Annotated in this window: 25 protein-coding genes; 12 read left to right on the top strand and 13 right to left on the bottom strand. The window is 41.7% G+C overall.

The window, feature by feature from the left end:
* The first annotated feature begins 251 nt into the window (after positions 1–251).
* The 4 genes from AB0756_RS30380 to AB0756_RS30365 all read left to right on the top strand — a co-directional run bounded on the left by AB0756_RS30380 (position 252) and on the right by AB0756_RS30365 (position 4,960).
* Positions 252–917, top strand: coding sequence for a hypothetical protein (locus AB0756_RS30380; RefSeq protein ID WP_050046773.1), 666 nt, complete (start codon positions 252–254; stop codon positions 915–917).
* 23 nt (positions 918–940) lie between these two features.
* Entirely contained in the window at positions 941–2,755 is a 1,815-nt protein-coding gene (locus tag AB0756_RS30375) for a P-loop NTPase fold protein (protein WP_038090269.1), read from the top strand.
* 1 nt (position 2,756) lies between these two features.
* On the top strand, positions 2,757–4,241 hold the full coding sequence (locus tag AB0756_RS30370; protein WP_050046771.1) for a DUF1802 family protein: 1,485 nt from the start codon (positions 2,757–2,759) through the stop codon (positions 4,239–4,241).
* Positions 4,242–4,339: 98 nt separating this feature from the next.
* Positions 4,340–4,960 (top strand): hypothetical protein, encoded by a 621-nt coding sequence (locus tag AB0756_RS30365; RefSeq protein ID WP_038083165.1) that lies wholly within the window; start codon positions 4,340–4,342, stop codon positions 4,958–4,960.
* Between the two features lie 330 nt (positions 4,961–5,290).
* Here AB0756_RS30365 and AB0756_RS30360 read toward each other — a convergent pair whose 3' ends face one another.
* Positions 5,291–5,617 carry a winged helix-turn-helix transcriptional regulator gene (locus tag AB0756_RS30360; protein WP_038083167.1) on the bottom strand — a complete coding sequence of 109 codons (327 nt, stop codon included), beginning with the start codon at positions 5,615–5,617 and terminating at the stop codon, positions 5,291–5,293.
* 117 nt (positions 5,618–5,734) lie between these two features.
* Between AB0756_RS30360 and AB0756_RS30355 the strand changes: the two genes are divergently transcribed.
* The gene (locus AB0756_RS30355; protein ID WP_038083169.1) at positions 5,735–6,469 is read left to right on the top strand and encodes an SDR family oxidoreductase; all 735 of its coding nucleotides are present in this window, start codon (positions 5,735–5,737) and stop codon (positions 6,467–6,469) included.
* 344 nt (positions 6,470–6,813) lie between these two features.
* On the opposite strand, the gene AB0756_RS30350 is transcribed toward AB0756_RS30355, so the two are convergent.
* The 6 genes from AB0756_RS30350 to AB0756_RS30325 form a co-directional block, all read right to left on the bottom strand.
* A complete protein-coding gene (locus AB0756_RS30350) occupies positions 6,814–7,176 on the bottom strand; it encodes an aspartyl protease (protein ID WP_038083171.1) in 363 nt (120 codons plus the stop codon).
* The gene (locus tag AB0756_RS30345) at positions 7,173–7,493 is read right to left on the bottom strand and encodes a hypothetical protein (RefSeq protein ID WP_038083199.1); all 321 of its coding nucleotides are present in this window, start codon (positions 7,491–7,493) and stop codon (positions 7,173–7,175) included. Before AB0756_RS30345 ends, AB0756_RS30350 begins: the two co-directional genes overlap by 4 nt.
* A 710-nt stretch (positions 7,494–8,203) precedes the next feature.
* Complete coding sequence (locus tag AB0756_RS30340) at positions 8,204–8,656, bottom strand: cupin domain-containing protein (protein WP_038083173.1); 453 nt, start codon at positions 8,654–8,656, stop codon at positions 8,204–8,206.
* Positions 8,657–8,831: 175 nt separating this feature from the next.
* Positions 8,832–10,418 carry a glucose-6-phosphate isomerase gene (locus AB0756_RS30335; RefSeq protein WP_038083175.1) on the bottom strand — a complete coding sequence of 529 codons (1,587 nt, stop codon included), beginning with the start codon at positions 10,416–10,418 and terminating at the stop codon, positions 8,832–8,834.
* A 105-nt stretch (positions 10,419–10,523) separates the two neighbouring features.
* Positions 10,524–10,775 carry a cytotoxic translational repressor of toxin-antitoxin stability system gene (locus AB0756_RS30330; protein ID WP_038083201.1) on the bottom strand — a complete coding sequence of 84 codons (252 nt, stop codon included), beginning with the start codon at positions 10,773–10,775 and terminating at the stop codon, positions 10,524–10,526.
* Positions 10,776–10,808: 33 nt separating this feature from the next.
* Positions 10,809–11,006 carry a hypothetical protein gene (locus AB0756_RS30325; protein ID WP_038083178.1) on the bottom strand — a complete coding sequence of 66 codons (198 nt, stop codon included), beginning with the start codon at positions 11,004–11,006 and terminating at the stop codon, positions 10,809–10,811.
* Positions 11,007–11,244: 238 nt separating this feature from the next.
* Between AB0756_RS30325 and AB0756_RS30320 the strand changes: the two genes are divergently transcribed.
* Together AB0756_RS30320 and AB0756_RS30315 are read left to right on the top strand one after the other, a co-directional pair.
* Entirely contained in the window at positions 11,245–12,375 is a 1,131-nt protein-coding gene (locus AB0756_RS30320; RefSeq protein WP_038083180.1) for a branched-chain amino acid ABC transporter permease, read from the top strand.
* The gene (locus tag AB0756_RS30315) at positions 12,365–13,150 is read left to right on the top strand and encodes an ABC transporter ATP-binding protein (RefSeq protein WP_038083182.1); all 786 of its coding nucleotides are present in this window, start codon (positions 12,365–12,367) and stop codon (positions 13,148–13,150) included. Before AB0756_RS30320 ends, AB0756_RS30315 begins: the two co-directional genes overlap by 11 nt.
* Before the next feature lie 449 nt (positions 13,151–13,599).
* On the opposite strand, the gene AB0756_RS30310 is transcribed toward AB0756_RS30315, so the two are convergent.
* Positions 13,600–14,118 carry a peptidoglycan-binding domain-containing protein gene (locus AB0756_RS30310; RefSeq protein ID WP_050046770.1) on the bottom strand — a complete coding sequence of 173 codons (519 nt, stop codon included), beginning with the start codon at positions 14,116–14,118 and terminating at the stop codon, positions 13,600–13,602.
* 372 nt (positions 14,119–14,490) lie between these two features.
* Here AB0756_RS30310 and AB0756_RS30305 point away from each other — a divergent pair, with 372 nt between their 5' ends.
* Entirely contained in the window at positions 14,491–15,117 is a 627-nt protein-coding gene (locus AB0756_RS30305; protein WP_038083184.1) for a hypothetical protein, read from the top strand.
* A gap of 252 nt (positions 15,118–15,369) precedes the next feature.
* On the opposite strand, the gene AB0756_RS30300 is transcribed toward AB0756_RS30305, so the two are convergent.
* Positions 15,370–15,936: a DUF2087 domain-containing protein gene (locus AB0756_RS30300; RefSeq protein WP_038083186.1), complete on the bottom strand. Its 567-nt coding sequence runs from the start codon at positions 15,934–15,936 to the stop codon at positions 15,370–15,372.
* Positions 15,937–16,148: 212 nt separating this feature from the next.
* On the opposite strand from AB0756_RS30300, the gene AB0756_RS30295 reads away from it, so the two are divergent.
* From AB0756_RS30295 to AB0756_RS30285, 3 genes are all read left to right on the top strand, one after another.
* Positions 16,149–16,325: a helix-turn-helix domain-containing protein gene (locus AB0756_RS30295; protein WP_072040832.1), complete on the top strand. Its 177-nt coding sequence runs from the start codon at positions 16,149–16,151 to the stop codon at positions 16,323–16,325.
* Positions 16,326–16,336: 11 nt separating this feature from the next.
* A complete protein-coding gene (locus AB0756_RS30290) occupies positions 16,337–16,489 on the top strand; it encodes a hypothetical protein (RefSeq protein ID WP_153021446.1) in 153 nt (50 codons plus the stop codon).
* 157 nt (positions 16,490–16,646) lie between these two features.
* The gene (locus AB0756_RS30285; RefSeq protein ID WP_050046769.1) at positions 16,647–18,401 is read left to right on the top strand and encodes a PAS domain-containing sensor histidine kinase; all 1,755 of its coding nucleotides are present in this window, start codon (positions 16,647–16,649) and stop codon (positions 18,399–18,401) included.
* Positions 18,402–18,463: 62 nt separating this feature from the next.
* Here AB0756_RS30285 and AB0756_RS30280 read toward each other — a convergent pair whose 3' ends face one another.
* On the bottom strand, positions 18,464–19,180 hold the full coding sequence (locus AB0756_RS30280) for a Crp/Fnr family transcriptional regulator (RefSeq protein ID WP_038083189.1): 717 nt from the start codon (positions 19,178–19,180) through the stop codon (positions 18,464–18,466).
* Between the two features lie 261 nt (positions 19,181–19,441).
* Here AB0756_RS30280 and AB0756_RS30275 point away from each other — a divergent pair, with 261 nt between their 5' ends.
* Positions 19,442–20,107, top strand: coding sequence for a chemotaxis protein CheB (locus tag AB0756_RS30275; protein ID WP_050046768.1), 666 nt, complete (start codon positions 19,442–19,444; stop codon positions 20,105–20,107).
* Here AB0756_RS30275 and AB0756_RS30270 read toward each other — a convergent pair.
* The 3 genes from AB0756_RS30270 to AB0756_RS30260 all read right to left on the bottom strand — a co-directional run bounded on the left by AB0756_RS30270 (position 20,094) and on the right by AB0756_RS30260 (position 24,907).
* A complete protein-coding gene (locus AB0756_RS30270; RefSeq protein ID WP_050046767.1) occupies positions 20,094–20,381 on the bottom strand; it encodes a hypothetical protein in 288 nt (95 codons plus the stop codon). The genes AB0756_RS30275 and AB0756_RS30270 overlap by 14 nt on opposite strands.
* A gap of 61 nt (positions 20,382–20,442) precedes the next feature.
* Positions 20,443–23,370, bottom strand: a complete 2,928-nt coding sequence (locus AB0756_RS30265; RefSeq protein ID WP_038083194.1) for a UPF0182 family protein — start codon at positions 23,368–23,370, stop codon at positions 20,443–20,445.
* Between the two features lie 250 nt (positions 23,371–23,620).
* Positions 23,621–24,907: a glutamyl-tRNA reductase gene (locus AB0756_RS30260; RefSeq protein ID WP_167844879.1), complete on the bottom strand. Its 1,287-nt coding sequence runs from the start codon at positions 24,905–24,907 to the stop codon at positions 23,621–23,623.
* Positions 24,908–25,221 lie beyond the last annotated feature (314 nt).

Here is a 25,221-nt window from a genome sequence, read left to right as displayed (position 1 = left end):
TCTACAACAGCACAGGTAAACAGTATGCTTGCAATCATGATGTAATTTCTTTAGGAATTCATCTTGCCTTTGAAGGACACTGCATTCAGCCACAGGAAATATAGATAAGTCTACGTAAGTAACTTCAGGTCATAGGGAAGAAATTACTTGAGATTTTTCAGTATTTTCCCAACAGTGAAAAGCTTTGAGTCAAAACTATACTGGTTCTGCCGAAGATAATCATTGATTTAAAGTCAAAAAGCTTACATCTTATGAAAACTCAAGCAACTACTCGTCTGCTCCTTGCATTGTGGGATTTAGGTGGAGCAAAGCAAGAAGTGAAGAAAGGCGAACTCACCAAGCGGATTGTATCAAAAACCCGGAAAGTAGCAGATTATCAGGGTATTTTCAACGAATTGCAACAACAGGGTGCGATCGCTATCTCGAAAACAGGCTTCACTATACTCTCTCCCAAAGGTTTAGAAGTTTTGGGTGAAGGGCTCAAAAGCCCGCATTTTAAATTTGAAGGAACTATTGTCGGAACTTGGACCGCGAATGCACTCCTGAAATGGATCGGTCAGACAAACAGTATGGTTAGTTCTCTGGCTTCATCAACTAATGGGGTGAAAAGTGCAGCTTCTAATGTTGGCAAAGCAATCGCTTCTTACGACGAGTTTAAGCCAGTAGCTCTCAACTTGTTTAATGAACTAAACATTACCCATAGTTATGGTGGTCTTATTCCGATCTGGCATCTACGTGACATTTTAGGAAAGCAAGTGAACCGCGAAAACTTCAATAACTGGATGATGACAATGCAGGAAGAGCAGCTGTTTTATCTTCAAAGTGGCGAAGCTCGTGGAGCAACTGAGGAGCAGAAGCGGAATTCAATTGAGAGTGAAATTCGAGGGCTTTTATTTTTTGCTAGCAAACCATCTTGAAATTAAGGTAAACGAAAAAAGTAATGTCGAGTACAGATGCATTTGCATTGTTTGCACAAGCGCGTAAACAATGCCCAAATCCTTTTAAACTAGAAACAGTCGTAGCTGACAAAGAGGTTTGGGGTGAGGTTCTGACTAATCTACCCAGCTTAAATCAACATATTGATGCAAAAATATATGATGCCATATATGAAGTTCAGCAAAAGTATTCTAACAAAATTGGAATTTCTATTAAGGGTGATAGAGGAACAGGGAAAAGTCATGTAATCCATCGCATATGGAAGCATATTGAACAAAAAGGTGAATGCGTATTTGCCTATATAGGTCCCTTTTCTAATCCCAAGCGCATTAACTCTCATGTACGTTTTTATCTAGCAAGTAGCTTCAGTAATCAGGATATAAATGGAGTAACCCAGTGGCAGAAGCTTGCTGCTGCTGCAATCAGTACTTTAAAAGATACAGAATTTGAGGAACGATACCATCCATATATTGAAAGATGCAATACTCCTAACGACTTAAAAAAGTACATTGAGGAAAATTTACAAAAAGATAAATTACTAGAATTTTTTGATGAGTTAACTGAAGCAATATTAGAGAAAAAACCTAACATTGATTTCCATTTTTTGAGAGCGATACTATTTTTAGTATTAAAAAACAAAAAAGATGCTCAAATTGCCTTAGCTTGGATTAAAGGTGAAGATAACCCAGAAATTAAGAAAGTATGTTTACCCGAATTTCCATCTGAAGAAAAAGAGGAAAAATCTATCTGGATGATTCAGCAAATATGCCGAATCTCTGAAATTGCATCATTTCCCGTAGTGATTTGCTTCGATCAATTAGATTGTGCTGGAACTGATAGTGATTGTGGAGATAGTCCAGCAGAAACTGTTGCTAAGTGTATCGATCAAATTTACTTTTTATGTAGTAATGTAATTCTCATTTGCTGTGTTATCAGCGATACATGGCGTGAAATTGAGCAGATGGGAAGTGGTATTCCAGACCGAGTGGGTCAATGGTTAGTTACTGCTAAGCCACCTGCTGCTGAACAAATCGTAGAACTGGTCAAACTAAGACTGGATTGGTTTTACAAGAAAAATAATCTTAATGCTCACGACTATCCCGATTTACACCCTTTTCAAGAAGACCAAATTAAAAAGATAGCGAATGAAGCTGCTGGTGTGCGTTCCTTAATGAAATGGTGTGCCGAGCAATTTGAACAAATAGAGGGGAGACGACCACCAAATCCAATAAATAGGAAAAAAACAGAATTTTTGGATACCTACAATGATTTACTGAACCGAATTTATATTCCTATAAAAGATGATGACAAATTAGCAACAATTATTGCCTGTGCTATGAGAATGATTCCTAATGGAGGTACGGAAAATGTCGTCGTTACTGAAGTTCTAATAAATAATAATTCATTACACGAGCTGCATTTAACAGTTTGTGGCTACGATTGTCTTCATCAACGTAATGTCAAGATAGGAGTGAGAGTTTGTGAAACTACTACTGGTAACACATTTAACGCGGTTATTAGAAGACTACTAGATTATAGTAAACATGGAATAACTCGTGGCTGTTTGGTGCGTTCTACCGACATTCCTCGTAATTGGAAAGTTGGAAACCAATTAAAAGATCAACTTGTTAATCAGCAAGGCGGTGAAGTAGTTGTTTTAAAAAGGAATGAGATTAAGCCTCTTGTAGCAATACAAACAATTTATGAACAAGCTGAAAACTACTGCTTTGATAAAAATGAAGTTATTAACATTGTGAAAGAGTTAAGGCTAGTTGCTGATAATCCACTAATTTGTCAAATTCTAAGTGCGCCAGTGTAAGATGAGTAGCCCGATTATTAATGGAATTCAACTGCCAGCTTTTGATGTAGAAATGCTGAGCTTGGGTAAATTAATTGTAGTACCTTTTGTCCAATTTCAAAAGGAAGGCAGAGCATTTTGGCTATATCCTAGTCAAAATCTTCCTTTGAATCTAAGCTTGGAGGAATACTATCAGCCTGAGTATCTAAATAGGGCTAAAAGTGTATTTGCTAAATATAAAACGCATCCATTTCATATTCAAGCTTGGGCGCGTTGTGAACAGCACTGGCGGATCAATTCTGAACAAAAGCATTTTTTATCTAAAATTGCACGAGCAACAGTTTGGAACTTGAATGCTTTGGAACTTATGTTTGACCAATACCAGGTTATAAAAATGTTGATATTACGAGTTTATCGCTTATCAACTCCTTGTATTATTAACTCTCCAACAGATCCTGGTGCTTTCTTCTGGCCTAAACCTGAAGACTCAATAACTACTGTATGTGAAAGTAATACTCCAGTACTTTACAAGACAAGTTTTAATAAGCGTAAAGCTTTATTGGTAGTAGGGAAAGATTATGAATATACAAGTCTTGAAATTTTCCAGTTTCAATGTGAGGAGATTTTAGACAAAAATCCAGAGGTTCAACAGCTAAATTATGATATTAAGCAAATATTGGGTTGGACGAGTGAACCGCCTAGTCGAATATTAAATACGAACTTGAATTGGATAAACGATATTGCAGCACTGGGCGATCGCAGCAAAGAGCACGATGAAGGCAGAAGTAATTATCAAGCAGGAACAGACTTTGAAAACATAGTCCGTAAAAGCCTGGAATTCTTGGGATTTACAGTTGATTATTTTCACAAAGGTGGCGCTGGGGGTGTAGATGTTTTTTGTTCAAAACCCTATCCTCTTGTTGGAGAGTGTAAAGCAGGTAAAAAAATCCCCAATCCTACGGCAGTACAATTACTCAATTTAGGAACCCTACGTTTAAAAAGTCCAGAACTATTTAAGCAATCAGCTAAATTAATCATCGGTCCTGGAGAACCCACGACTCAATTAAAAGATGCAGCAATAATACATGGTATGGCAATTATTAATCCAAAAACTTTAGAGCAATTAGTAAAGTTGCACAGTAATTATCCCGGTTCAGTAGATTTATTTAAGCTTAAAGAACATCTGAAACCGGGCTCTGCTGATGATGAAATTGAAAAATATATTCAACTAGTATATAAAACAATTAAATTGCGCTCTCATCTCGTACAACTTGTCAAAAAACACCAAGAAAACACGGGCGATAACAATGTTGAGGTTGCAACTCTGTTTGGAGCTTATGGTTACTCCAATCCACCTCAAAGCATAACTCGTGAAGAAATGCACGAAATTTTACTGGAGCTTTCCTCACCACTAACAGGGTATTTAGGGCGAATAAAAGGCAGTGATTGGAAAAGCGATCGCTTTTACTTCCTGCGAGACTTACCAATAGTTTATAGCGTTTCCTAGTCTGCTGAGATACTAATTTAGGGATTTCCAAGAAATAAATTCTCTCGGAATGTGGGATATTAATGTATGCACGGCAAGAGTAATCGCGAGGTAGAAAGATGGCATACAGTGATTTTAATCTTGCTAAGGTCAAAGAAAGCTTTGACTTAACATTCGATGAAACTGGTAATTTATTTGCCGATATAAAACCAGTTCCTCCATCAGAAATGCTAAGAACTCTCTTGAGCGATTACATACCTTTGGCAACTTCAATTGCCACTGAAAAAGCTCGCTCGGAGTTTTTGATAGCACCAATTCTAGCGGAGGTAAGAAAGTTATTAAAAAATCAAATATCACTATTTTCTGGGAATGAATTTAATGTTGATGCAAGCAAAGGATTACAAGGCTTTTGCGATTATATTATCAGTGGTTCGCAAGAGCAATTATTTATTTCTACTCCTGTAATGTTTATTTTTGAGGCGAAAAAAGAAGATATTAATGGTGGTCTCGGTCAATGCGTGGCGGCGATGATTGCAGCCCAATTATTCAATCAAGGTCAAGGAAAGGAGATTGAACGTATTTATGGGTCTGTTACTACCGGAACTAATTGGAGATTTTTATTTATAGAAAGAAAGACGGTTTATATAGACTTGGTGGAATACTATATTAAAGAAGTTGATAAAATATTGGGAATTTTATTACAACCTTTACAGACTATTTTAACGCAAAAAAAAATGTAGTTCATTGACTTGAAAATGGCTGTCAATGGATTTCTTAATCTATGACTCATCTTTGGTGTTCCTCTTGATATGCCTTGTGCGATCGCCCAAGTTGGTGAAATTAAAGCGTTTCATCCTCCACCAACTAGTGAAAGCACCGTCTTGCAATTCTTCTTGCTGTCGAACATTGTCTTCTAACAGTTTAAAAGCAGCACTAATCCCCTCAGAAACCTTGGTATATTTACCTTTTTAAATTTGAGTTTTTATAAATTTCTCCCGTTCGGAAGTTAGAGAAATATTCATTGGTTAGTCCCTTTGTTTTTTTTGCATTTTACTATACTGATACAGTAACTACCGATTAAGCCGTTTGAAATGTTCCTCACCCCATTTGCAGAGTGCGCTTAAAACAGGTTCGAGACTTCTACCGTAATCAGTAAACGAATACTCAACTTTAGGAGGCACATCCGAATAAATGTTCCGATTCACAATCGCATCTTTTTCCAGTTCGCGAAGTTGTTGTATTAGCATTTTCTCTGTGATTTCAGGTATTAATCGCTTGAGTTCACTGAAGCGTCTTGCTCGATCTTTCAAGTGCCACAAAATCAAAATCTTCCACTTACCGCCCAAAACTTTGAGCGTGGTTTGCACAAACACGGTACCTTCCGTCTGTTCTGACATCTGTGCCTCCTTAAGGACTCATAGGTACTTACAAAAAAGTAAGTACTTCCAAAAAAAACAGTATACGTTTATCTTGGAATTTGTTTAACCACCATCTGCTATTGGACAGCAAATTCTATGTCATCTTTGCAAGGAAAAGTCGCTATTGTCACCGGTTCATCACGCGGGATTGGAAGAGCAATTGCTGAACGTTTAGGACGAGATGGAGCAAAAGTAGTCGTCACCTACGCCGGATATCAGAATAAGGCGGAGGAAGTTGTCTCAGCGATTGAAGCAAGTGGTTCAGAGGCAATTGCTGTACAACTCAACGTCAGAGAAATTGAAGACGTTCGCAGCCTCTTTCGGAAAACACTAGATCGTTTCGGTAAGTTAGACATACTGGTAAACAATGCTGCCGGAAAAAATATTTTCCAACCCACTGCTGAGATGACTGAAGAAGAATATAATAGTATGTTCGATATCACCAGAGGCGTTTACTTTGCTCTGCAAGAAGCAGCAAAGCATATGGCAGATGGAGGTCGGATTATCAGTATTTCTACTAGTGGCACAGCGATGGCTATTCCAACAGGAGGTGCCTATGCAGGTAGTAAAGCAGCGATCGAGCAATTTAGTGCAGGATTAGCAAAAGAACTGGGTGTACGTGGAATTACGGTAAATACTGTATCTCCGGGAGTCACAGGCACCGACGGTTTGGTCTTGGAGCAAGCACAGGTCGAGCAGTTGATTGCACAAACACCTCTTGGGCGGCTTGGACAGCCTGCTGATATTGCTGATGTAGTAGCTATGCTAATTTCAGAGGATGCACGCTGGATAACGGGACAGCATATTCGAGCTAACGGCGGTATTGTGTGAAAGATAAAGTCTTTAAAAGCTATGCAAACCTACCAAGAACAGCGATATGACTCGCCTGAAGAATATTTACAACGAGAAGAAATTGCCGAGTAAAAGAGTGAGTATATTGACGGTCTAATCATTCCTATAGCGGGTCGCTTTGTGAATATAACGAAGAAGATGAGAGTATAAATTTTACCTCAATTCCGTTTCAGATTTCCTTAGCAGATGTCTACAACGAGGCGGAATTTCAAGCTTTGTAGAAACATAAATTTTGCCTCTGTATCTACTGTGGTTCATTCCTGCGATCGCAGAGTTAAAAAAATTCTCTTGCTACAAGCTAACAAGTAGATGCATTCCCTTCTTTATCCCAACGTCAGTATTTCTGCTTGATAATTAGCAGTTAAGGGTAGAATCTTGAGCCACTCTGAACCCAACAAAACTTCCGTCAGTTCTTCACCTGCACAAACAGGAACTTCATATGCTTGTCCATCTAAAAGTACTTTGCCTGCGTAAATATCAAACCTTGATTCTCCCTGTGCGGTTTGCATTTTTTCTTTACGTATAAAATCCCAATCAAAGCTCTCCAGATCTTGTTTGTTCATTGCTAGAAAGCCTGTGAAACCAGTATCTAACATAGCATCCACAGGCAAGTTCAAACAATCTGTATTCAGCAATTCAATTTCAAAAAATAGCTGTCCTTGTTCGCCAAACATACCTTGAATCATATTCTGCCTGTAGCTCCAGTTTCATTGAGGCGGAACATAAAATGGATAGAGTTTGGATGCTTCTGACAAGCTTTCTTGGTAGCAGTTTCTTTGTCTTCATCAATGAAATAATCACCGCTATCTGGCTCAACAGCTATGTACCAGCCAGAATATTGCTCAATAAGCTCGGAACGGACTCGCTCAAAAATTGACCAACACCGTTGATAAAATATTTCATCTTCTGCTTTACGTTTAGTAACTTCTTCTAATGGTATGGTAATTTCAGGAAATATTCGTCCCCGACGACGTACAGGTTGTTGTGATGTTGTTTCACTCATATATGGTAAATTCATTAAACAATAGTATTTTAATACTACTTGAAAAGCTGTACAAATCTACTAAAAATCAAACTATAAGGTTCAGTTAACAATATCTAAATCCTTGAAGATCCCCCCAACCCCCCTTAAAAAGGGGGGCTAAGATACTTAAAAGTCCGCCAATTCATCGGGGGATTTAGAGGGATCTAGAAAATTAGGAGGCTGAACAGATAGGCGTGAAAACACGCCCCAGGGAGAGGGAGCATCCCAATTTGGAAACAATACGCTTTGCGATGTTCGTAATCACGTCTATACAAACGCTCGTCCCTTCGGGTTCGCCCTCCCTTGTTCGCCAGTCGCCAGGGAAACCCGCCTATGGCACGAAAGTGCCACGCTGCGCTATCAGAGCTGGACTCACCACCTACGTGGACTTTTTATTAAGTCCGCGCAGGCGGACTTAGTTTGTATAGCCGAGGCAGCGCGTTGCGGAGAGAAGTTGCGGCTTGGGGGTTTCCCCCAATAGCAAACTTCGGAGGGTTCCCCCCGTTGAAGCGCCTGCCGTCCAGAATTCTATTCTGAGGGCATTTTGTCAAAACGGGATGCTCCCCCAGGGGGATCGAGTCTTATCTGAACCGTATTGAACTATAAGGATGGTTTTTGTCCTCACCCGCTTTACAAGCGCAAACAGCCCTCTCTCCCTGTGAGGAAAAAGGATTGGGGGTGAGATTTTCTTACGCCAAACTACTTGCTTGTTCTCTCTTTTCCAAGTTTCTCAACGCTGCTTTTGCTGCTTCTAAATCGTAAGAAAAAGGTCGCTTTTGTGGAATATAATCTCGTTCAATAGGTGGTTTGTGACGCAATAACGCATTCACCAAAACAACGGGTTCCGAACTCAAATTTATGGCTCCATGTAGAACACCTGGTGGAATAACGACCATGACAGGATGGTCTTCACTTAAAGGAATATACTGATACTGCTTGTCAAGCATAGTTACAATGACAAACTTACCTTTAACAACTAATAGTTGGTCGGTATGTGTTTTATGAACAAATAAATCATCTATTGTATTGGGTGGAATCTGTACCAGCATAGTTTCATCACTGGCTTGTGCTGTAAAAAAGTGCAACATTCCGCCTTTGCTGGATTCTAACTTGCGGATTTCTATCCCCCGGTATTTACTCATTTGAATATCCTAAAAAAGCATTTAAGATTAAAGGTTTACGTTCAATCTTAAATGCTCTACATTAAAAAAATGTTACTTTTACAACAAAAAAGGCACAAGATGTGATATGTGAAGCTTCCAATATCGGTATGACTATCTCCCCGACTTCTTGAAGAAGTCGGGAATGTAGACCAACTCAGGCGAGAGAAACTTTTAAACTGCTGGGTTGTCCGAGGTTACCTTCTAGCACTACACCACGCTGATTTGTATGTAAATGTCGCAAAATCTTGTAAATGGCTTCCACTTGGTCGGATGCACCTGCTTTAGCAGCTATTTCTTCTACAGAAAGGGCTGCTGTTTCATTTTGCAGGACTTCCACAACTCGTTTTTGCAATTCAAGAATTGTAGCGGCTGCTTTTTTCCCGGCTTCTACCCCTGGTTGATGGTAGGCGTTGATGCCAACTAAGCTGGCATAATAACCAATAGCGCGATCGTATAAGGCGATCAATGCACCCACTGTACGGGAGTTGACTTGGGGAATGGTGACTGTAATTGAATCTCTCTGGTTTTCATACAGCGCTTGGCGGGTTCCTTGGAGAAAACCGGATAAGTAATCGCCTGCTGTGATTCCGGGTTCTAATTCTGGAGATGAACCTTTGCGGTCTTCCAAAACTTCAATAAAAGTCACAAAAAAGTTTGGTACACCGTCACGCAACTGCTGAACGTAAGCGTGTTGGTCGGTGGAACCTTTGTTACCGTAAACGGCTATTCCTTGGTGGACGACATTTCCTTCCAAGTCCTTTTCCTTACCCAAGGATTCCATCACTAGCTGTTGCAAGTAGCGACTGAATAAAAGCAAGCTGTCCTTATAAGGTAGGACAACCATGTCTTTTTCTCCGCGTCCATTGCCTACAGCGTACCAAGACAACGCTAACAATGCAGCTGGGTTCTTTTTCAAATCGGGTACTCGGGTGGCATCATCCATCTCTTTTGCCCCCTCTAGCATTGCTTGAATATCAATTCCTTGCAATGCTGCTGGTACAAGCCCTACCGCTGACATCTCGGAAGTTCTTCCTCCTACCCAGTCAAACATGGGGAATCTAGCCAGCCAGTTTTCAGATTTTGCTTGTTCGTCTAGCTTACTCCCTGGCATGGTGATGGCGATCGCATACTGGGTAAAGTCCAAATTTTGTCCGGCGTAAGCTTTCTTGACTTCGAGCATGCCATTGCGGGGTTCTGGAGTTCCCCCAGACTTAGAAATTACTAGTACTAAAGTACTAGCCAAGCGATTTCTCACTTGAGTTAAGATGCGGTCAATTCCTGCTGGATCGGTATTATCGATAAAGTGAATTGCCAGTGGTGGGAAGTCTGGGGCCAAGGCTTCAGCAACGAATTCAGGACCCAAGGCAGAACCACCTATACCAATGGAGATAATATCGGTGAAGCGGGGAGCTTTTGGGGGATGAATTCCACCTGTATGAATTTTATCAGCAAAATCCTTGATTTGCTCAATTGTATCGACAATTTCTTGGGTTAGCTCTGGATAAGGCGCTAAATCCGGATTTCTCAGCCAATAATGCCCAACCATCCGGTTTTCATCTGGATTGGCGATCGCACCCTTCTCAAGTTCCGCCATATCCGCAAAAGCTTTTTCAAACTTCGGCTGTAACTTCTCGACAAAGGCATCGTCAAAGCGCATCCGGCTAACATCTAAGTACAAGCCCAATCCTTCATGGAAATACAACCATTGCTGGTATCGCTGCCAAAGTGCCGTAGCGTCCATAGGGAGATCTCAAGTAAAGTGATTTTCAAAAACAAGTTTAAGCCAAGGTGCTCTCGTTCCTCGGTCTCTCTTATACAGTTTTAAGTGTTTGCCCAACTCTATAGCTTAAACATCTGGCATGGGTATGACCCTAAGGAACTTGACAATTTCCCCTTTAACCTCTAATCCTATCAAATAATCATCTACAGTAAAACGGTAAAAAATCCCCTCGCTGTCAATCTGGCGCATCTCTGGCAAACAGTGCAGCAGCCCTTTATTAGCAAATTCAATAAAAACAAAATCATAAACCCGCTGGTATGCTGCAGGTTCTAAACTCTTAAGATCTTTTAAAAAAGACCTTGCATAGCGGACTTCTATTCTCACAAATCATTACCCACTCATTACCGTCATTTATGAAAAAATCAACAGTCGCAACGCTTCTTCATGGGTTAGAGTATCCCAAGGCTGCTGAGATCGCTTAACTTCTTGTATGGCTTTTAGCATATAAAAGTCACAATGCCTTGCGTGTACCAAACTCCAAAAACTCTCCAAATCCTCATCCGCCAACTGCTCAATTAAATGATGTATCCTAATTCGCAACAAATTCATATGTTTTACCCCAACCACAGTCCATTATAGTGTTCCCATAACAATGGCAATGCTTAACACATTTGGTTAATGGTCAATGGTTAGTGGTTAATGGTTAGCCAGTAATAATGGTTACTTTGTTACGAGCAACAACCAGCCAGCGACAAAGTGAGTAACTTCCAACCACTTACGATGATAGGGAAGACACCTGTCCTACACCACCAACCACCAACAACTAACAACGAACACCTAAGTTCCTATGGCAGAATACCTAGTTTTTCTCACAATTTCTTCGTCAATTTTTGCTTTGTTCAGTTTGGGGCTGAACTTACAGTGGGGTTTTACAGGCTTAATTAATTTTGGTCATGTCGCCTTTATGACATTAGGCGCTTACACCACTATACTGTTAACCCTTAAGGGTATCCCCATTATCCTCTCAGCGATAATTGGATCTGTTATTGCTGCGATGTTGGGACTCATCATCGGTTTTTCGACTTTGCGCTTGCGGGAAGATTATTTAGCAATTGTCACTATCGGTGTTGGCGAGCTGATTCGATTGGTAGTCAATAACCAGGATTTACCTGTGGGCGACCAATGGAGATCTGGTGCTTTTGGTGTACAAAGTTATCCCATCCCGCTAGCAACTTTTGCACCCAATTTATTGATCAGACTTTTGATGATTGCACTGTTAACCCTGCTTGCTGCTATCTCTTTATGGCAGTTATGGCGATGGATTCGCGCTTCTCAGGTCACACACGCCGATTCCAATAGAGTAACAGTTAAAAAACAAGAATTTATCTCTCGTCTCATCGTAGGAATTTTCTTGGTACTGTTAATAGCAGTCATTTATATTTCTGGTGTTATTAAATTGTATGATTACGATCCAAAAGCAGGTTTAATGCTGCTATCACTTATAGTTTTAGCTTTTGTATTCTGGCGGTTGGAAATTTTGGTGCGGTCTCCTTGGGGTCGCATTCTTAAAGCTATCCGCGAAGATGAAGAAATTCCCAAAGCACTGGGAAAAAACGTTTTCTGGTATAAAGTACAATCCCTCATGTTAGGAGGTGCGATCGCAGGGATTTCTGGTGCTTTTATTGCATGGCAACTTGCTGCAATTTATCCCAATAATTTTGAACCGCAAGAAACTTTTAACGCTTGGATTATGGTCATTCTTGGCGGTTCTGGCAGCAATCTCGGGACAATCCTTGGCGCAGTCATTTACTTTATTTACTATGAAGGAACTCGTAATTTAGATCGAATCATTCCCCTAGATTCAGATCGATTGAGTGCGCTTCGTATCATGATTATTGGTCTCCTTCTGATGCTACTGATGATTTGGCGTCCTCAAGGTATCTTAGGGAAAAAGGAGGAACTTACCCTTGGTAAATAAAGAGCCATCCCAAATTCAATTACTATCAGCCACCGGGCTTTGTAAAAGCTTTGGCGGTATTCGAGCAGTTGATAATGCTGAAATTCATGCAGCCGGTGGTGGTATCACTGGCTTAATTGGTCCTAACGGTGCTGGCAAAACAACCTTATTTAACTTACTCTCAAACTTTATCCGCCCAGATAAAGGACGGGTGATTTTTGATGGAGAACCCATTCAGCACTTGCAGCCATATCAAATTGCCAGTGCTGGTATGGTACGAACTTTTCAGGTAGCCAGAACGCTGTCGCGTCTGTCAGTGCTGGAAAATATGCTGCTAGCAGCGCAAAAACAAACGGGCGAAAACTTTTGGCAAGTGCAATTCCAACAACACAAAATCGCTCAAGAACAAAAAGAACTAAAAGAACGAGCCATGTTCTTGTTAGAATCTGTAGGTTTGGCACATAAAGCACAGGACTACGCAGGGGGTTTATCCGGCGGACAACGCAAGCTGCTAGAAATGGGAAGAGCACTGATGACTAATCCCAAGTTAATTTTGCTTGACGAACCAGCAGCTGGCGTGAATCCCAGATTGATTGATGACATTTGCGATCGCATTGCTTCTTGGAACAAAGCAGGGATGACATTTCTAATTATTGAGCATAATATGGACGTCATCATGTCCTTGTGCGATCGCGTTTGGGTGCTTGCAGAAGGAAAAAATTTGGCTGATGGAACACCACAAGAAATTCAAAACAATTCAAAAGTTTTAGAAGCTTACCTCGGAAAATCGGCTTGAAAGAAATTTTGGATTAACCGATTTTGCATTTGAATCGCTGTACCCAACTTCTTGTAGGATACAAAATCGCGAATGAAAAGGGGTCATTTTGCTGAGTAGATCTGAATTGTCTGTCTCGTTTCCAATCAATGTGATGGATCGTTAGCTCTTGAACCAATACGGTTCAGTTAACAATATTTAATCCTTGAAGATTCCCGAACCGCCCGATCGCGCATGGGGGCTTTATTCCTCCCAATTCATCGCTGCGGTGGTGTACACAAGTGTTATGTAGTGCATTCATTGCGGTTTCGATCCCCCCTAACCCCCCTTAAAAAAGGGGGGAACTTCATTTCAATTCTCCCTTTTCACAATGTTTCATCTCTTTTATAAAGATCTGTACACCACAGTAGCTCTTAAACTGAAATTTTGTAGGTTGAGTTCGTAAAAAACAACCTACAAGATTTGCGACACTAACCGCTAAATGCATTAATATTACAGCGACAAGCATGAACTTCTAGCTTGCTCAACATGCGCCAAGTTCGTGATTCAATTATGCCATTACTAACCAAGTAATGCTCTGCTTGAAATGCCCGAACTGCATTCTCAGTCTTTGCTTCAAAAACACCATCGACAGTTCCAGAATAATAGCCACCAGCTTTGAGTGCTTCTTGAAGGGCTTGCACAACAGATCCGTGACTGCCAATGCTAAGTTTTGGTAGACTATCAGACCCTTTGTACAGATAATTCCAAGTTTCTTCTCCGACAATTCCATCCACGGTTAAAAAAGCAAGGCATTGCAAATACTTCACAGCATTTTGAGTTTGTCGGTCAAAGTAGCCTGTTGTGGGAACTGACATGGGACAAGCTGATACAGTGTCTAATTGAACGAGTCTTTGGTTCAAAGCTTTCTGCATTTCTTTGACAATTTGACCGAAAGCACCAAACTGTAAAGTGGGTCGTTGAGTAGGGTACTGAATGATAGCGGGCATAAGTAGAAAGTTTTTTATGTGAGGGAGATTTTTTAAGACTTATAAAACAGACTTCAGAGTTCCCTACAAGCAACACAGATAGAAAAGAGTACCTTCGAGGGTGATTTTTTTTATCTTCAAGCGTGTTATATCATTTCACTTTAAGGTTGATACAAATAGGCAGTAGGGAGATGAAGCGATGGGGAAACAATGAGAGACTCATCATTTGTATCGGGTATTTTGTGAAATGATATTGGGAGTTCTGGGCGAACAGACTTCTATTCGCCCAGCATCTTCAAAATTTCAAAATGTTATTTATTGATATTGCTCTTGCAATAAGATTTAACTAGAATTATCCAAAAGTTTTCGAGGGGACTACCAAATTCACCGGCTATGATTGCTCATAACGCTTCAAAAATTGTTCTCATTGTTTCCATCCTTTGGAGTTCCACTTCATTCACCGTAGCAGAAGCTCGCCCCAAACAAATAGATTCACCTCCTGAATTTGGATGTCGTTCTACAACAACAGATACTCCTCTGTTTACACAACGCACAACGACATCACAGCAAATTGGTACTGTTGATAAAGGCGGTCGGGTCTTGCTACAAGAATCCCCTCGAAAAGGGCTTCAACTGATTGCAGTCTTTGAACCAGACTCAGAAAAATATGGATATATCCAAACCAAAGTACTGGATTTTTGCGATTCATCTAACGACTCTGGTAATGGAAAGCCGCCTAGGACTACAGCTTGCAGAAGAATCCGAGGAATAGAAAACGTACAATATGAGGTTTATCCAGAACCCGATAAAAACTACACACCAATTGCAACGGTTAGAAGCGGACAAGTTGTCATGGTGAGATTGAGACGAGATGGTAGTGTTAGTTCTTATCGCAATAGAGATTTGCTCTGGGTAGAAATTGACCTTTACAAAACCCCAATGGCAGAAAGATACAAGTTTCCCAATGGGGAAACTGGATGGATCGAGAATCAAGACCAAATTGGTTACTGCGATCGCTAGCCAATGACCTATGACCCGTCAGCAACGACACAGCCCCTCTCCCGTTGGGCTACGGTGGTGTACAAATCTTTAAAAAAGAGATGAAACATCGTCAAAAGGGAGAATTGGAATGAAGTTCCCCCCTTTTTTAAGGGGGGTTAGGGGGGATCGAAACCGCTTTTAATGCATCTTAGAAGACTTGTGTACACCACCGCAGGTCCCGTTGGGAGAGGGGGAAGAGAAACGTCAACTTACAGATGGATTATTCCCTTATTATTCCTCTACAAAACGTCGGTAAACTTCATTCTCTCTTTGCATTAACTGGTGACCAACTAATTCCCTGCGTAAAGTCGCGCAGTCAGGATGGTACTGCTGAAGAATTTCATTCATAGTGTTTTCTGAGTAATTTACTCCTACCTCAAATTTGCTTGCCAACCACTTCAAAATAACTAAGCGTTTTTTACGACTTGTGGGAATTTCTTTGAGGCGATCGCCTTCTATATATGTACCAAGAACTTTGCTTTCCCATGCTTCGGTATCCACATCTTCAACCAAAGAGGCTATTGTCTCCGGCTTAGCAATCTCCTTGCCAATCTTTTCCAGGGATTGGTTGTTCAACTGATACAAATGAGTATTTCCCTCCGGACGCATTGTCACTAGGTTTAGCTCTTTCAGTTTTGCAAGATGATGCGACACTGTTGGCTCTTTCAGTTGCAGAAGAACTGCCAATTCTTCAACGCTACACTCCTGATTCGCGAGGATACCCAAAATTTTGAGTCGGCTTTCATCTGCTAACGCCTTCAAAAAGCGCAGCAGAATTTGAAACTGCTCACTGTTCATCTTCTGTTATACTGCTGTTAGACGCAAATCTAATTAGATATTCATCAAAATAAAGGTGCTGTTCTCCTTTGACGCAGCACAGAGCTTGTCTTGAGAATTTTTTAGTTAAGTTAATTCTGTTACAAATGACTAAGAATATTTAGTTTTCTTAAGCAGTTCTTTACATTTCGCCATAAATTATCGATCGCTAATATGAATCATGAGGTTAGATTATGATTAAGACAGGCATTTCACTTGTACAAGCAGCAAAATACTTACAAGTAGAACAGTCTACTCTTTACATTGCGTTGCAAAAAGGAGAAATTCCTACTAGTAGAAGAAATGGAAGAACTGTAGTAACTCAAGGCGCTTTATTGGATTATCAAGCAAGAAAACGAATTTTATTATAAACATTTAGTTGGTGGTTGGTAGAAGCGTAACGCCTTACGCCCGTACCGTAGTTAGTGGTTGGAATTGGCAGGATAAGGATAGTTACGAATGTTACAGTACGACCAAATTGGCTACTGATACTGGGAAAATTGATTTCATTCTTCCCTATGAGCGCGATCGCTAACTATCTACAAAAGTTGCTGGTGACAAAACAAATAGTTTAAATCTCTTTCATTCGTGAGATTGAAGCAGGCTCAAATAAGCCTTAACCTGTTGATGAAGAAGTTATTCTAAAATTGCTTTATCTAGCAATTGAGCGTCACGAATGGAAGAGATTAGGCGTGAACGAGGAGAAATTTTTCCAGCAACTAAAGATTTTGTACGAGCGCGTGAGTGCCTTACAGAATGATACTAGTGGTACATCGCTGTCGGCTCAAGTGTGGCTGCGTGTAGCGCTTGAGGAACTTAACACCGCCTTTGAGGAATTAAAGGTGGCTGAGGAGGAGCTGCGAGCGCAAAATGAAGCGTTAGCAACTGCTCGTCAGACAGTAGAAGCAGAGCGGCAGCGCTACCGGGATTTATTCGAGTTTGCTCCTGACGGCTACCTTGTTACTGATGCACGCGGAAAGATCCAGGAAGCCAACAACGTTGCTGCCAATTTGCTTAACATCGCTCCTCAGTTTTTGGTGGGCAAACCACTAGTTAACTTCGTCACCCGTGAAGAGCGGAAAAATTTTCGTATTAAACTATATCAGATGTGCCAGGTGAACTGGGTGCAAGACTGGGAAGTGCGCTTGGTGCCACGCGAGCGAGAGGGTACAAAGGCACCTTTTGACGCTTCTATGACGGTAAGCGCTATCCGCAATGAGAAAGGTGAATTAGTCGCCTTGCGCTGGCTGCTACGCGATATCACCGAACGCAAACAGGTTCTGGAGCGGTTGCGGTTGCTGGAGTCGGTAGTTACAAATATCAATGAAGCTATTCTCATTACAGAAATTGAGCCTGTTGACGAGCCAGGTCCGCGTATTGTGTATGTTAACGAAGCCTTTACTCGCATAAGTGGCTACCATCCTCAAGAAGTGCTTGGTAAATCCCCACGCTTTATGCAAGGTCCAAAGACTGACCGCGCCGTGCTGAATACACTTCGGACAGCTTTAGAGAAATTTGAGCCTGTGGTTGTCGAACTAATTAACTATCGCAAGGACGGCTCGGAATATTGGATAGAGATGAGCCTGGTACCGCTCATGGATGAAACAGGGTGTTACACTCACTGGGTTTCAGTGCAACGCGACATTACTCTAGCCAAACGCGCAGAAGAAGATCGCGCACAGTTGCTTCGCGAGCAAATTGCACGTGCTGAAGCCGAAGCAGCAAACCGTACAAAGGACGAGTTTTTGGCAATTGTTTCCCACGAGTTGCGATCGCCCTTGAATGCTATCCTTGGTTGGTCGAAAATACTGCGTTCTGGTAACTCGGACTCAGTTCAAACTAATAAAGCACTAGAAATTATTGAGCGCAACGCCAAAGCTCAGAAACAAATAATTGAAGATTTGTTAGATGTTTCATCCATCATTCGGGGTCAGGTTCGCTTGCAAGCCCATCCAACCCACCTTGTACAAGCGATCGAAGCAGCTATTGATACAGTGCATCCCACTGCCGACGCTAAAAAGATTCAAGTTTCATCCTATCTCGATCCCAAAGTTGGTTTGGTGTGGGGCGACCCCGACCGCTTAAAGCAAATCGTTTGGAATTTGCTCTCCAACGCTATTAAGTTCACGCCTGCTGGTGGAGAAGTTAAAGTTTGGTTAACAACTGCCAATTCCCAAGTCCAAATTAAGGTGAGCGATACTGGGATTGGTATCAGCCCTGACTTTTTGCCCTACGTGTTCGATCGCTTCCGCCAAGCCGAGGATACGACTACTGGGGCGCACAATGGATTGGGGCTAGGTCTGGCGATCGTCCGCCAGCTAGTGGAACTACATGGTGGTACTATTCAAGTAGAAAGTCCTGGATTGGGTCAGGGAGCAACGTTTACCGTGCAACTGCCAGCGCTCGCCAATAGTTCAGACGTGAGTTATTTAGAACAACAAGCTTGAAAATAAGGACTGGGGAGTAGGGGATGCTTCACTGGTTACAGATCGCGGTTAAACTAATATGCTTAATTGCCTCCCAGCAAGCGATCGAACTCAGCTTTGACAATCCCATAACACTCGCAAGTGATATCTTCTAGACCTTCTCTGTCAAGAATGCTCATTTTGCCACGCCTGTAGCTAATGAACCCCGCCTTCTGAATCGTAGCAGCAACTACGCTCACGCTTGCACGACGCACACCCAGCATTTGCCCTAAAAACTCGTGGGTGAGGGGAAACTCGTTTGACCCAACTCGGTCTTGAGTCATTAGCATCCATCGGCAAAATCGTTCTTCAATGGAGTGCAAACGATTGCAAGCAGCCGATTGGGCAATTAGATTAAACAATGCTTGCGTATAGGATTGCAGCAGCTTGAAAAGGGGGCTAGCTGAAGTCACTTCGCGTTTGAAAACATCTGCTCTCATCTGCAGAGCTTCACCTGGAATCTGACTAAACGCCTGACCGGGAATTGTATTGGCTTCTAGGAATACGGGTAAACCGATCATGCCTTCATTACCCACCGTAGCCACTTCCACTGCTTCACCATTTTCCATAACAGTCAGCAGGGAAATAACGCCGTTATTGGGGAAATAAACGTGCTCGATGGGTTCGTTTGGTTGGTAGAGGATTTGTTTGTATTCTAGGAAGACAGGTTTTAAGTGAGGCAAAAGACGTTGGTATTCCTCGGGTGGAATGGCACCGAGCAGCCGATTTACAGGATTGTGAGAGTTTTGAGACACGGACATCAGAAACCTCTTTAAGCCAGTGGTATATCAATCAAATAGCTCATTGCGTCAGTCCATGTCGTCTGGCGAAAGAAAAAAGCATTGTAAATAAGTTTTGTACGCAAGCGTACAAAACTTATTTACAATATAATTAGGTTATCTGTAAACAAGTCAACACAAGCATTTCATCTCCTTCAGGCTAGCAGTTGGTATCTTGCGGAATTAGCTAACACAGCTGTTTACAAAAAAATCTCGCAGCCAAGCGGAAAAATAATTTTTTTTATGCCCAATGCCCAATGCCCTATTTTCAAAGAAAATCATAAGGCGATCTCCCATTTTCCCAATGTTGCATATAACATAGTCGCAATAGCGGCTTCCAGAGGCGGGCTAAAAGCGATCGGCAAAATTTTGTCAGCATTGCCAGCTGATTTTCCGGCAGCAATTGTCGTGGTACAGCATTTGTCTTCCAAGTTCCCCAGCTATATGGCACAAATCCTGGCTAACCGCACGTCTTTGCGTGTAAAGCAGGCAGAGGAGGGGGAACTTTTACGCCCAGGAACAGTCTATACTTGTGTTCCTGACAAACATTTGATAGTTAAGCCAGACGCTACGCTGTCTTTTGCATATGGGCCAAAGGTACACTTTGTCCGCCCTGCAGCTGATAAACTGTTTATCTCAGTTGCAGCTAGTTTTAAAAGTCGTGCGATCGCAGTCGTTCTCACAGGCAAAGACAGCGATGGCACTTTAGGCGTGGTAGCTATAAAAAAATATGGCGGTCTAGTCATCGCTCAGGATGAGGTAACCTGCGAGTGTTTCAGTATGCCCAAATCTGCTATTGATACTGGCAAAGTTGATTGGGTTCTTCCTCTAGACGCGATCGCTGACCACTTAATCAAGGAAATTATGACAGAAAAAGTGGCAGAACAAATTCAGACTACGGCTTGTTAAATAAATATCTAATTTTCATCAATTTTGTGTCAATCTCATCAGACTTAAATTCTAGATTTTTAGACTGAAGGATAAGCGTATGAGCCTGCTCTATAAGTATGGTAGATTTTGCTTTAGTGACGCTAGATTGTTCTTGTAGTAGCGTAAATTTACTTTTTAACACCTCCAAGCGAACAAGCAAGCTGTTATCTGAATTAGTCAAATCGGTTTCCATAGATTGCCATTCATCTACTTTGGTAGCAACTTTTGCAAAAAAAATATATATTGATTGCATTAGGCACATAAGCGTTAGTCTAATTCTTGACCATTTGGTTTGTCTGTCCTCCACCGTACCGTTACTCCACAGGACGCACGATCGCAGGTGTTGTAGCTCGATCTGGCTTAAAGATAGCAGCAAGTGCTTGCTCCAAAGTTTCTGCCATGACAATTCGATTGTTATAAGCGACAATTACCCTAACAAACGTTGGCAAACTGTTTTGTTCTGCCTCTAAATAGAGGGGCTCAACGTAAAGCAAAGATTGCTCAATAGGAATCACCAGTAAATTTCCTTGAATTACCCTCGAGCCCTGACGGTTCCACAGGGAAATTTGCTGGGAAATCACGGGGTCTTGATTGATCAAAGCTTCAATTTGTTCGGTTCCGTAAACCAACTGTTGCTTGGGAAATTCGTAAAGCAGCAACTTGCCGTATTCCGTTCCATCTGAACGGGCAGCCAACCAAGCAATTAAATTTGCGCGTTGTGTGGGTTTAAAGGGTAGCAGTAAGATAAATTCTTCTGATTCCGCTTGCGGTAGCGCTGTAATGAGATAGTAAGGTTCTACCTGTTGCGGTTTGCTACCGTAAATCTCGTTGGGAATTTGCCACAGGTCTTCTCGATTGTAGAATACCTGGGGATCGATCATGTGATAAGTCAGCAATTGTTCTGATTGAGTGTTGAACAAGTCAACAGGGTAGCGGATGTGATTGCGAAGAGCAATCGGCATTGCGTCTAAGGGTTTTAACAAGCCAGGAAAGATGGCTTTGAAAGCGTTAATTATTGGGTCTGTTGGGTCAGCTACAAAAAAGTTAACCGAACCATTGTAGGCATCAATAACAACTTTGACAGAATTGCGAATGTAATTGAATTGATTGTTCCCAGGATCGGAATAAGGGTAGCGATCGCTAATTGTATAGCCATCCAGAATCCAGTAAAGATAAGTTCCTTCTCCTTTGCTCGTTGTTCCACCCCCATTAGCAGCAACTAGATAAGGGTCGCTATCGTAACGTAAAAAGGGAGCAATGGCTTGTACTCGTTTTTTGATATTGCGGCGAAACAACAGCTTTGTTTGGGGGGTAAAGTTATTCGTTAGCAGCATCTGCCAATCTTTCAAATACTCGGCAAATAGAATACGCTGCCACATATGACCGATTCCAATACCCCCACGACCATCATAAATGTTGTATGCATTATCATTGCCACTGGGATAATCTAACTCTTGAGTTCTTGTCCCAGTCATCACATAAGTATCAGTAATTTCACCGTAGTAAATACGCGGTTCCCCTACGGGAAGGCTAGCTCGCACTGATTCACTCGATATCTGTAACGAACCTCGATCGCCAGCTTCATCAACTCCAATGTCTTTAACGTAGTAATAAGGTAATCCACCCGGACCAACAAGGTTTACTGGGCTGAGTGTAAAACCATAGCCATGAGTATAAATCAGATGTCTGTTTATCCAAGTTTGTGCTTGTTGGGGAACATCATTGTAGTCTAGTTCCCTCGCTGCTATAATCGTCTGCTGCTTTTCAGTTGTCGCCTCTCGCTTGAGAGTATAACGGTCAATATCAGCACCGGGAAACTTGTAGTAAGGTCTGATTTGTTGCAACTCGCGGTTACTCTGTAAAAGGGGACGCGTATCCCAAAGACGAATATTGCGAATTGTGAGGTTGTTTGCTTGCAAATCTTTGGTCGTGAGTTGACCTCGCGGATCGAAAGTTCTTGCTTCTATAGTGTTTAAATTAAATCCTTCTCGCGTCAGGGAGATAGTACGCTCGATATAAGGACGTTCCCGGATGAGCTCGTTTGGTTGAACTACCAGGCGTTGTATAACTGATGGCAAGATTTCTCCAGAAATTGCCACCACAAGGACATACAGCCCTAAAGCATATATGAGATGGATTGGGTAGGGAATAGGTTTGAAGCGCGTTTTTGTTGTCTTTGACAAAAGGACAACTCGCATCATTAAATAAACTGCGATCGCAACTGCCAAAAGACTTAATCCCGTATAAATTGGTAACAGAACTGTAACATCAGTGTAGCTCGCACCATAATTGACACCACGGGTAGAATACAAAAGCTTGTAGCGTTGCAACCAGTCATATAAAGCAATTCCCAACATAAACAAGCTACTTAAAGCATTTAAGTGAAGTCGTTGCGACACAGAAAACCCGCGAAACTGACCTTCACTGAGGCTATTTCCCGAACATAGGTAAGTTAAAGCAACCGCAGCTAAGCTAAAAAGCAACAGCCCTAAAAGCCAAGAAACTAACAATTCCCAAATTGGAAATGAAAATACGTAAAAACTAATATCTTGATGAAATAAGGGATCGACGCGGTTAAAACGGACGAGATGAAAAGACAGTAAAACCTTGTCCCACTTTGCCGACAAAAGAAACCCTAATAATAAACTGATAAATACAGCAATAGCCCTTAACCAAAACTCGCTATGCCATAGAATTGCAATTGTTAAAATCAGCAGCAATCCCAACTGTACGGGTGGAACAGATAATTGTTGGATATTCAATTGCTGAGTTATTTGCTTTAACCAAGGTGATAATTGCAGGGGAGCACTTGGCAATTTAATATTAGGTTCCCAAAAATCTAAAACTCTTTGACTGTAAAAAATCACTACCGACCCTACCACCACGCTCAAGATGATAACTAGTGGCAATAAAAAGCGTAGTGGGAGAGTTGAGGAAGGAGAGAAAGGGGGCTTGAGATCTGGGGGATAAGACGGGAAACGGGAGGAAGCGCTGACAATAACCCCTGGTTTTTCATGAGAGTATTTTAGACGAGACGCTATAGTTAAATTGCCAAGCAAAAAACAAATTGAAGAGAAGAAAGCGAGCGTCCATAAACCGAGTTGAGTTGCCAAACGCACCCAAAATTCTCTAAAATATTTAACCTCATCAAACCACAATATTTCTCCCGTCAAATGGCATATTAAATCAAAACACAGCCACAATCCCAACAGAAAAACAACCGATTTAAAAATACGATTCATAATCCATGCTAAGGCTAATAGCTAATGGCGAGACCAGTGCTGCAGGCAGGTTTCCCACGCCCTGGGGACTGGCGAACCCGTATAGCCCTGCGGGCATAGCCTGCGGCATCGCGTATAGCCCTTACGGGCATAGCCTGCGGCATCACGGAGCCTGTGCCTTGCACATAGCGTCTCCGCTTCTGAGATAGGGCTAATGGCTAATAGTTAATCGTTGTTGAACAATTAGCTATTAGCTATTAGCTATTAGCAATCAGCTAAACAATTCTTCTACATCTAAATTAAACAGCATTTGCAAAGTTTGCATACAGCGACGCCTTGCCTCAACATCTTGTTGTGCTCGTAACTGTACCATTGGGTCATGTAAAATTTTATTAACAATGCCTCGCGTCAAAGCCTCAATGACCTCTTGATGTTTCTCAGCAAATTCTGAACCCAATCGCGACAAAGCTTTTTCTAACTCTTGTTCGCGAATAGTCTCTATTTTGTCACGCAAACAACTGATAGTGGTCACTGTTTCAAGCGATCGCAACCAAACATCAAAAGCTTCTGACTCTTCTTCCAACAAGCCTTCTGCTTCTTGAGCGATTCTGCGACGACTTTCTTGGTTTTGTGCCACAACTGCCTTTAAATCATCCACATTAAACGCCTGTACATTTGTCATTTCATTGACATCCGCGTGGACATTGCGAGGTACAGAGATATCAATCAGCATCAAAGAACGATTGGGTTCTAAAACCATTTCTAACTTAGCACGGTCAAGAATCGGTTCTGTTGCTGATGTACTTGTAAACACTAAATCGCACTCAGAAATAACTGCTGTCATTTCCGAAAGCAAACAAGTTTTAATAGATTCTTCGGGGAACTGTTTTGCCAATTCCTCAGCACGTTCGAGAGATCGATTTAAAACACAAATTCTGTTAGTTCCTTTAGAAAGTAAGTGCTGTACTAGCAACCGCGACATTTTACCAGCCCCAAGAATTGCTACTTGACAAGCTGCTAAATTGTCCAATTTCATATAAGCCAGTTCAACAGCAGCCGAACTAATAGAAACTGCGCCCGTACCGATACTAGTTTCGCTACGCACTCGCTTACCTGCGGTCAGAGCTTGTTTGAATAACCGATTCAAAATTGTTTTAATACTTTGATATTGCTGTCCGAGTTTGTGAGTATTTTTCACCTGAGCTAGAATTTGACCTTCTCCAAGAACGAGGCTATCCAATCCAGCAGCAACACGCAGTAAATGCATCACAGCATCTTGATGCAGCAAGACAAACAAATGTTGGCGTAAAGAAGATACAAGCAATTTGCTATGTTCTGAGAGAAATTGAGTCACCTCACGAATACCCTGTTCTGTTTCTTGGGTAACGATATAGATTTCCAGACGATTACAAGTGCTTAGTATTGCGACTTCTTCAATATGGGGATAACTTAGCAACTGACCTGTTGCGCTTTCGATTTGTGGTTCTGGAATACTCAACTTTTCCCGCACTTCAACAGGGGCTGTTTTATGGCTTAACCCCACTACCGCGATATGCATATTTGTCATTTCTTATGTGGTGTTTATTATTTGTTAATTGCTAATAGCTAATAGCTAATTGCTAATGGCTAATTGTTAATTGTTTATTTTTATTAGCCATTAGCCCTATCTCCTTTTGGAGATACCGTGTGCTTTGCGTATGCTACACGATGCTGTAGGTTGTGCCTGTAAGGGCTATACGCGCAGTGTCTGGGCTAGGGATACCCAATGCCGCAGACGATACCCGTCTGGGCTATACACCAGTCGCCTACGGCAGGAAATTAGCCATTAGCCCTTCGGGTTCGCCCTTCGGGTTCGCCAGTCCCCTACGGCGG

Origin of the sequence: Tolypothrix campylonemoides VB511288_2, from assembly GCF_045999855.1 — a bacterium.
Classification (GTDB): Bacteria; Cyanobacteriota; Cyanobacteriia; order Cyanobacteriales; family Nostocaceae; genus Scytonema; species Scytonema bouteillei_A.
The sequence above is the reverse complement of the archived record's forward strand: the minus strand, read 5'-3'. Positions and strand labels throughout refer to the sequence as shown.

Coding starts and splice junctions, on each gene's coding strand:
- AB0756_RS30380 (WP_050046773.1), top strand. CDS start 252: ATGAAAACTCAAGCAACTACTCGTCTGCTCCTTGCATTGTGGGATTTA.
- AB0756_RS30375 (WP_038090269.1), top strand. CDS start 941: ATGTCGAGTACAGATGCATTTGCATTGTTTGCACAAGCGCGTAAACAA.
- AB0756_RS30370 (WP_050046771.1), top strand. CDS start 2,757: ATGAGTAGCCCGATTATTAATGGAATTCAACTGCCAGCTTTTGATGTA.
- AB0756_RS30365 (WP_038083165.1), top strand. CDS start 4,340: ATGGCATACAGTGATTTTAATCTTGCTAAGGTCAAAGAAAGCTTTGAC.
- AB0756_RS30360 (WP_038083167.1), bottom strand. CDS start 5,617: ATGTCAGAACAGACGGAAGGTACCGTGTTTGTGCAAACCACGCTCAAA.
- AB0756_RS30355 (WP_038083169.1), top strand. CDS start 5,735: ATGTCATCTTTGCAAGGAAAAGTCGCTATTGTCACCGGTTCATCACGC.
- AB0756_RS30350 (WP_038083171.1), bottom strand. CDS start 7,176: ATGATTCAAGGTATGTTTGGCGAACAAGGACAGCTATTTTTTGAAATT.
- AB0756_RS30345 (WP_038083199.1), bottom strand. CDS start 7,493: ATGAGTGAAACAACATCACAACAACCTGTACGTCGTCGGGGACGAATA.
- AB0756_RS30340 (WP_038083173.1), bottom strand. CDS start 8,656: ATGAGTAAATACCGGGGGATAGAAATCCGCAAGTTAGAATCCAGCAAA.
- AB0756_RS30335 (WP_038083175.1), bottom strand. CDS start 10,418: ATGGACGCTACGGCACTTTGGCAGCGATACCAGCAATGGTTGTATTTC.
- AB0756_RS30325 (WP_038083178.1), bottom strand. CDS start 11,006: ATGAATTTGTTGCGAATTAGGATACATCATTTAATTGAGCAGTTGGCG.
- AB0756_RS30320 (WP_038083180.1), top strand. CDS start 11,245: ATGGCAGAATACCTAGTTTTTCTCACAATTTCTTCGTCAATTTTTGCT.
- AB0756_RS30310 (WP_050046770.1), bottom strand. CDS start 14,118: ATGCCCGCTATCATTCAGTACCCTACTCAACGACCCACTTTACAGTTT.
- AB0756_RS30305 (WP_038083184.1), top strand. CDS start 14,491: ATGATTGCTCATAACGCTTCAAAAATTGTTCTCATTGTTTCCATCCTT.
- AB0756_RS30300 (WP_038083186.1), bottom strand. CDS start 15,936: ATGAACAGTGAGCAGTTTCAAATTCTGCTGCGCTTTTTGAAGGCGTTA.
- AB0756_RS30295 (WP_072040832.1), top strand. CDS start 16,149: ATGATTAAGACAGGCATTTCACTTGTACAAGCAGCAAAATACTTACAA.
- AB0756_RS30280 (WP_038083189.1), bottom strand. CDS start 19,180: ATGTCCGTGTCTCAAAACTCTCACAATCCTGTAAATCGGCTGCTCGGT.
- AB0756_RS30275 (WP_050046768.1), top strand. CDS start 19,442: ATGCCCAATGCCCAATGCCCTATTTTCAAAGAAAATCATAAGGCGATC.
- AB0756_RS30270 (WP_050046767.1), bottom strand. CDS start 20,381: ATGCAATCAATATATATTTTTTTTGCAAAAGTTGCTACCAAAGTAGAT.
- AB0756_RS30265 (WP_038083194.1), bottom strand. CDS start 23,370: ATGAATCGTATTTTTAAATCGGTTGTTTTTCTGTTGGGATTGTGGCTG.
- AB0756_RS30260 (WP_167844879.1), bottom strand. CDS start 24,907: ATGCATATCGCGGTAGTGGGGTTAAGCCATAAAACAGCCCCTGTTGAA.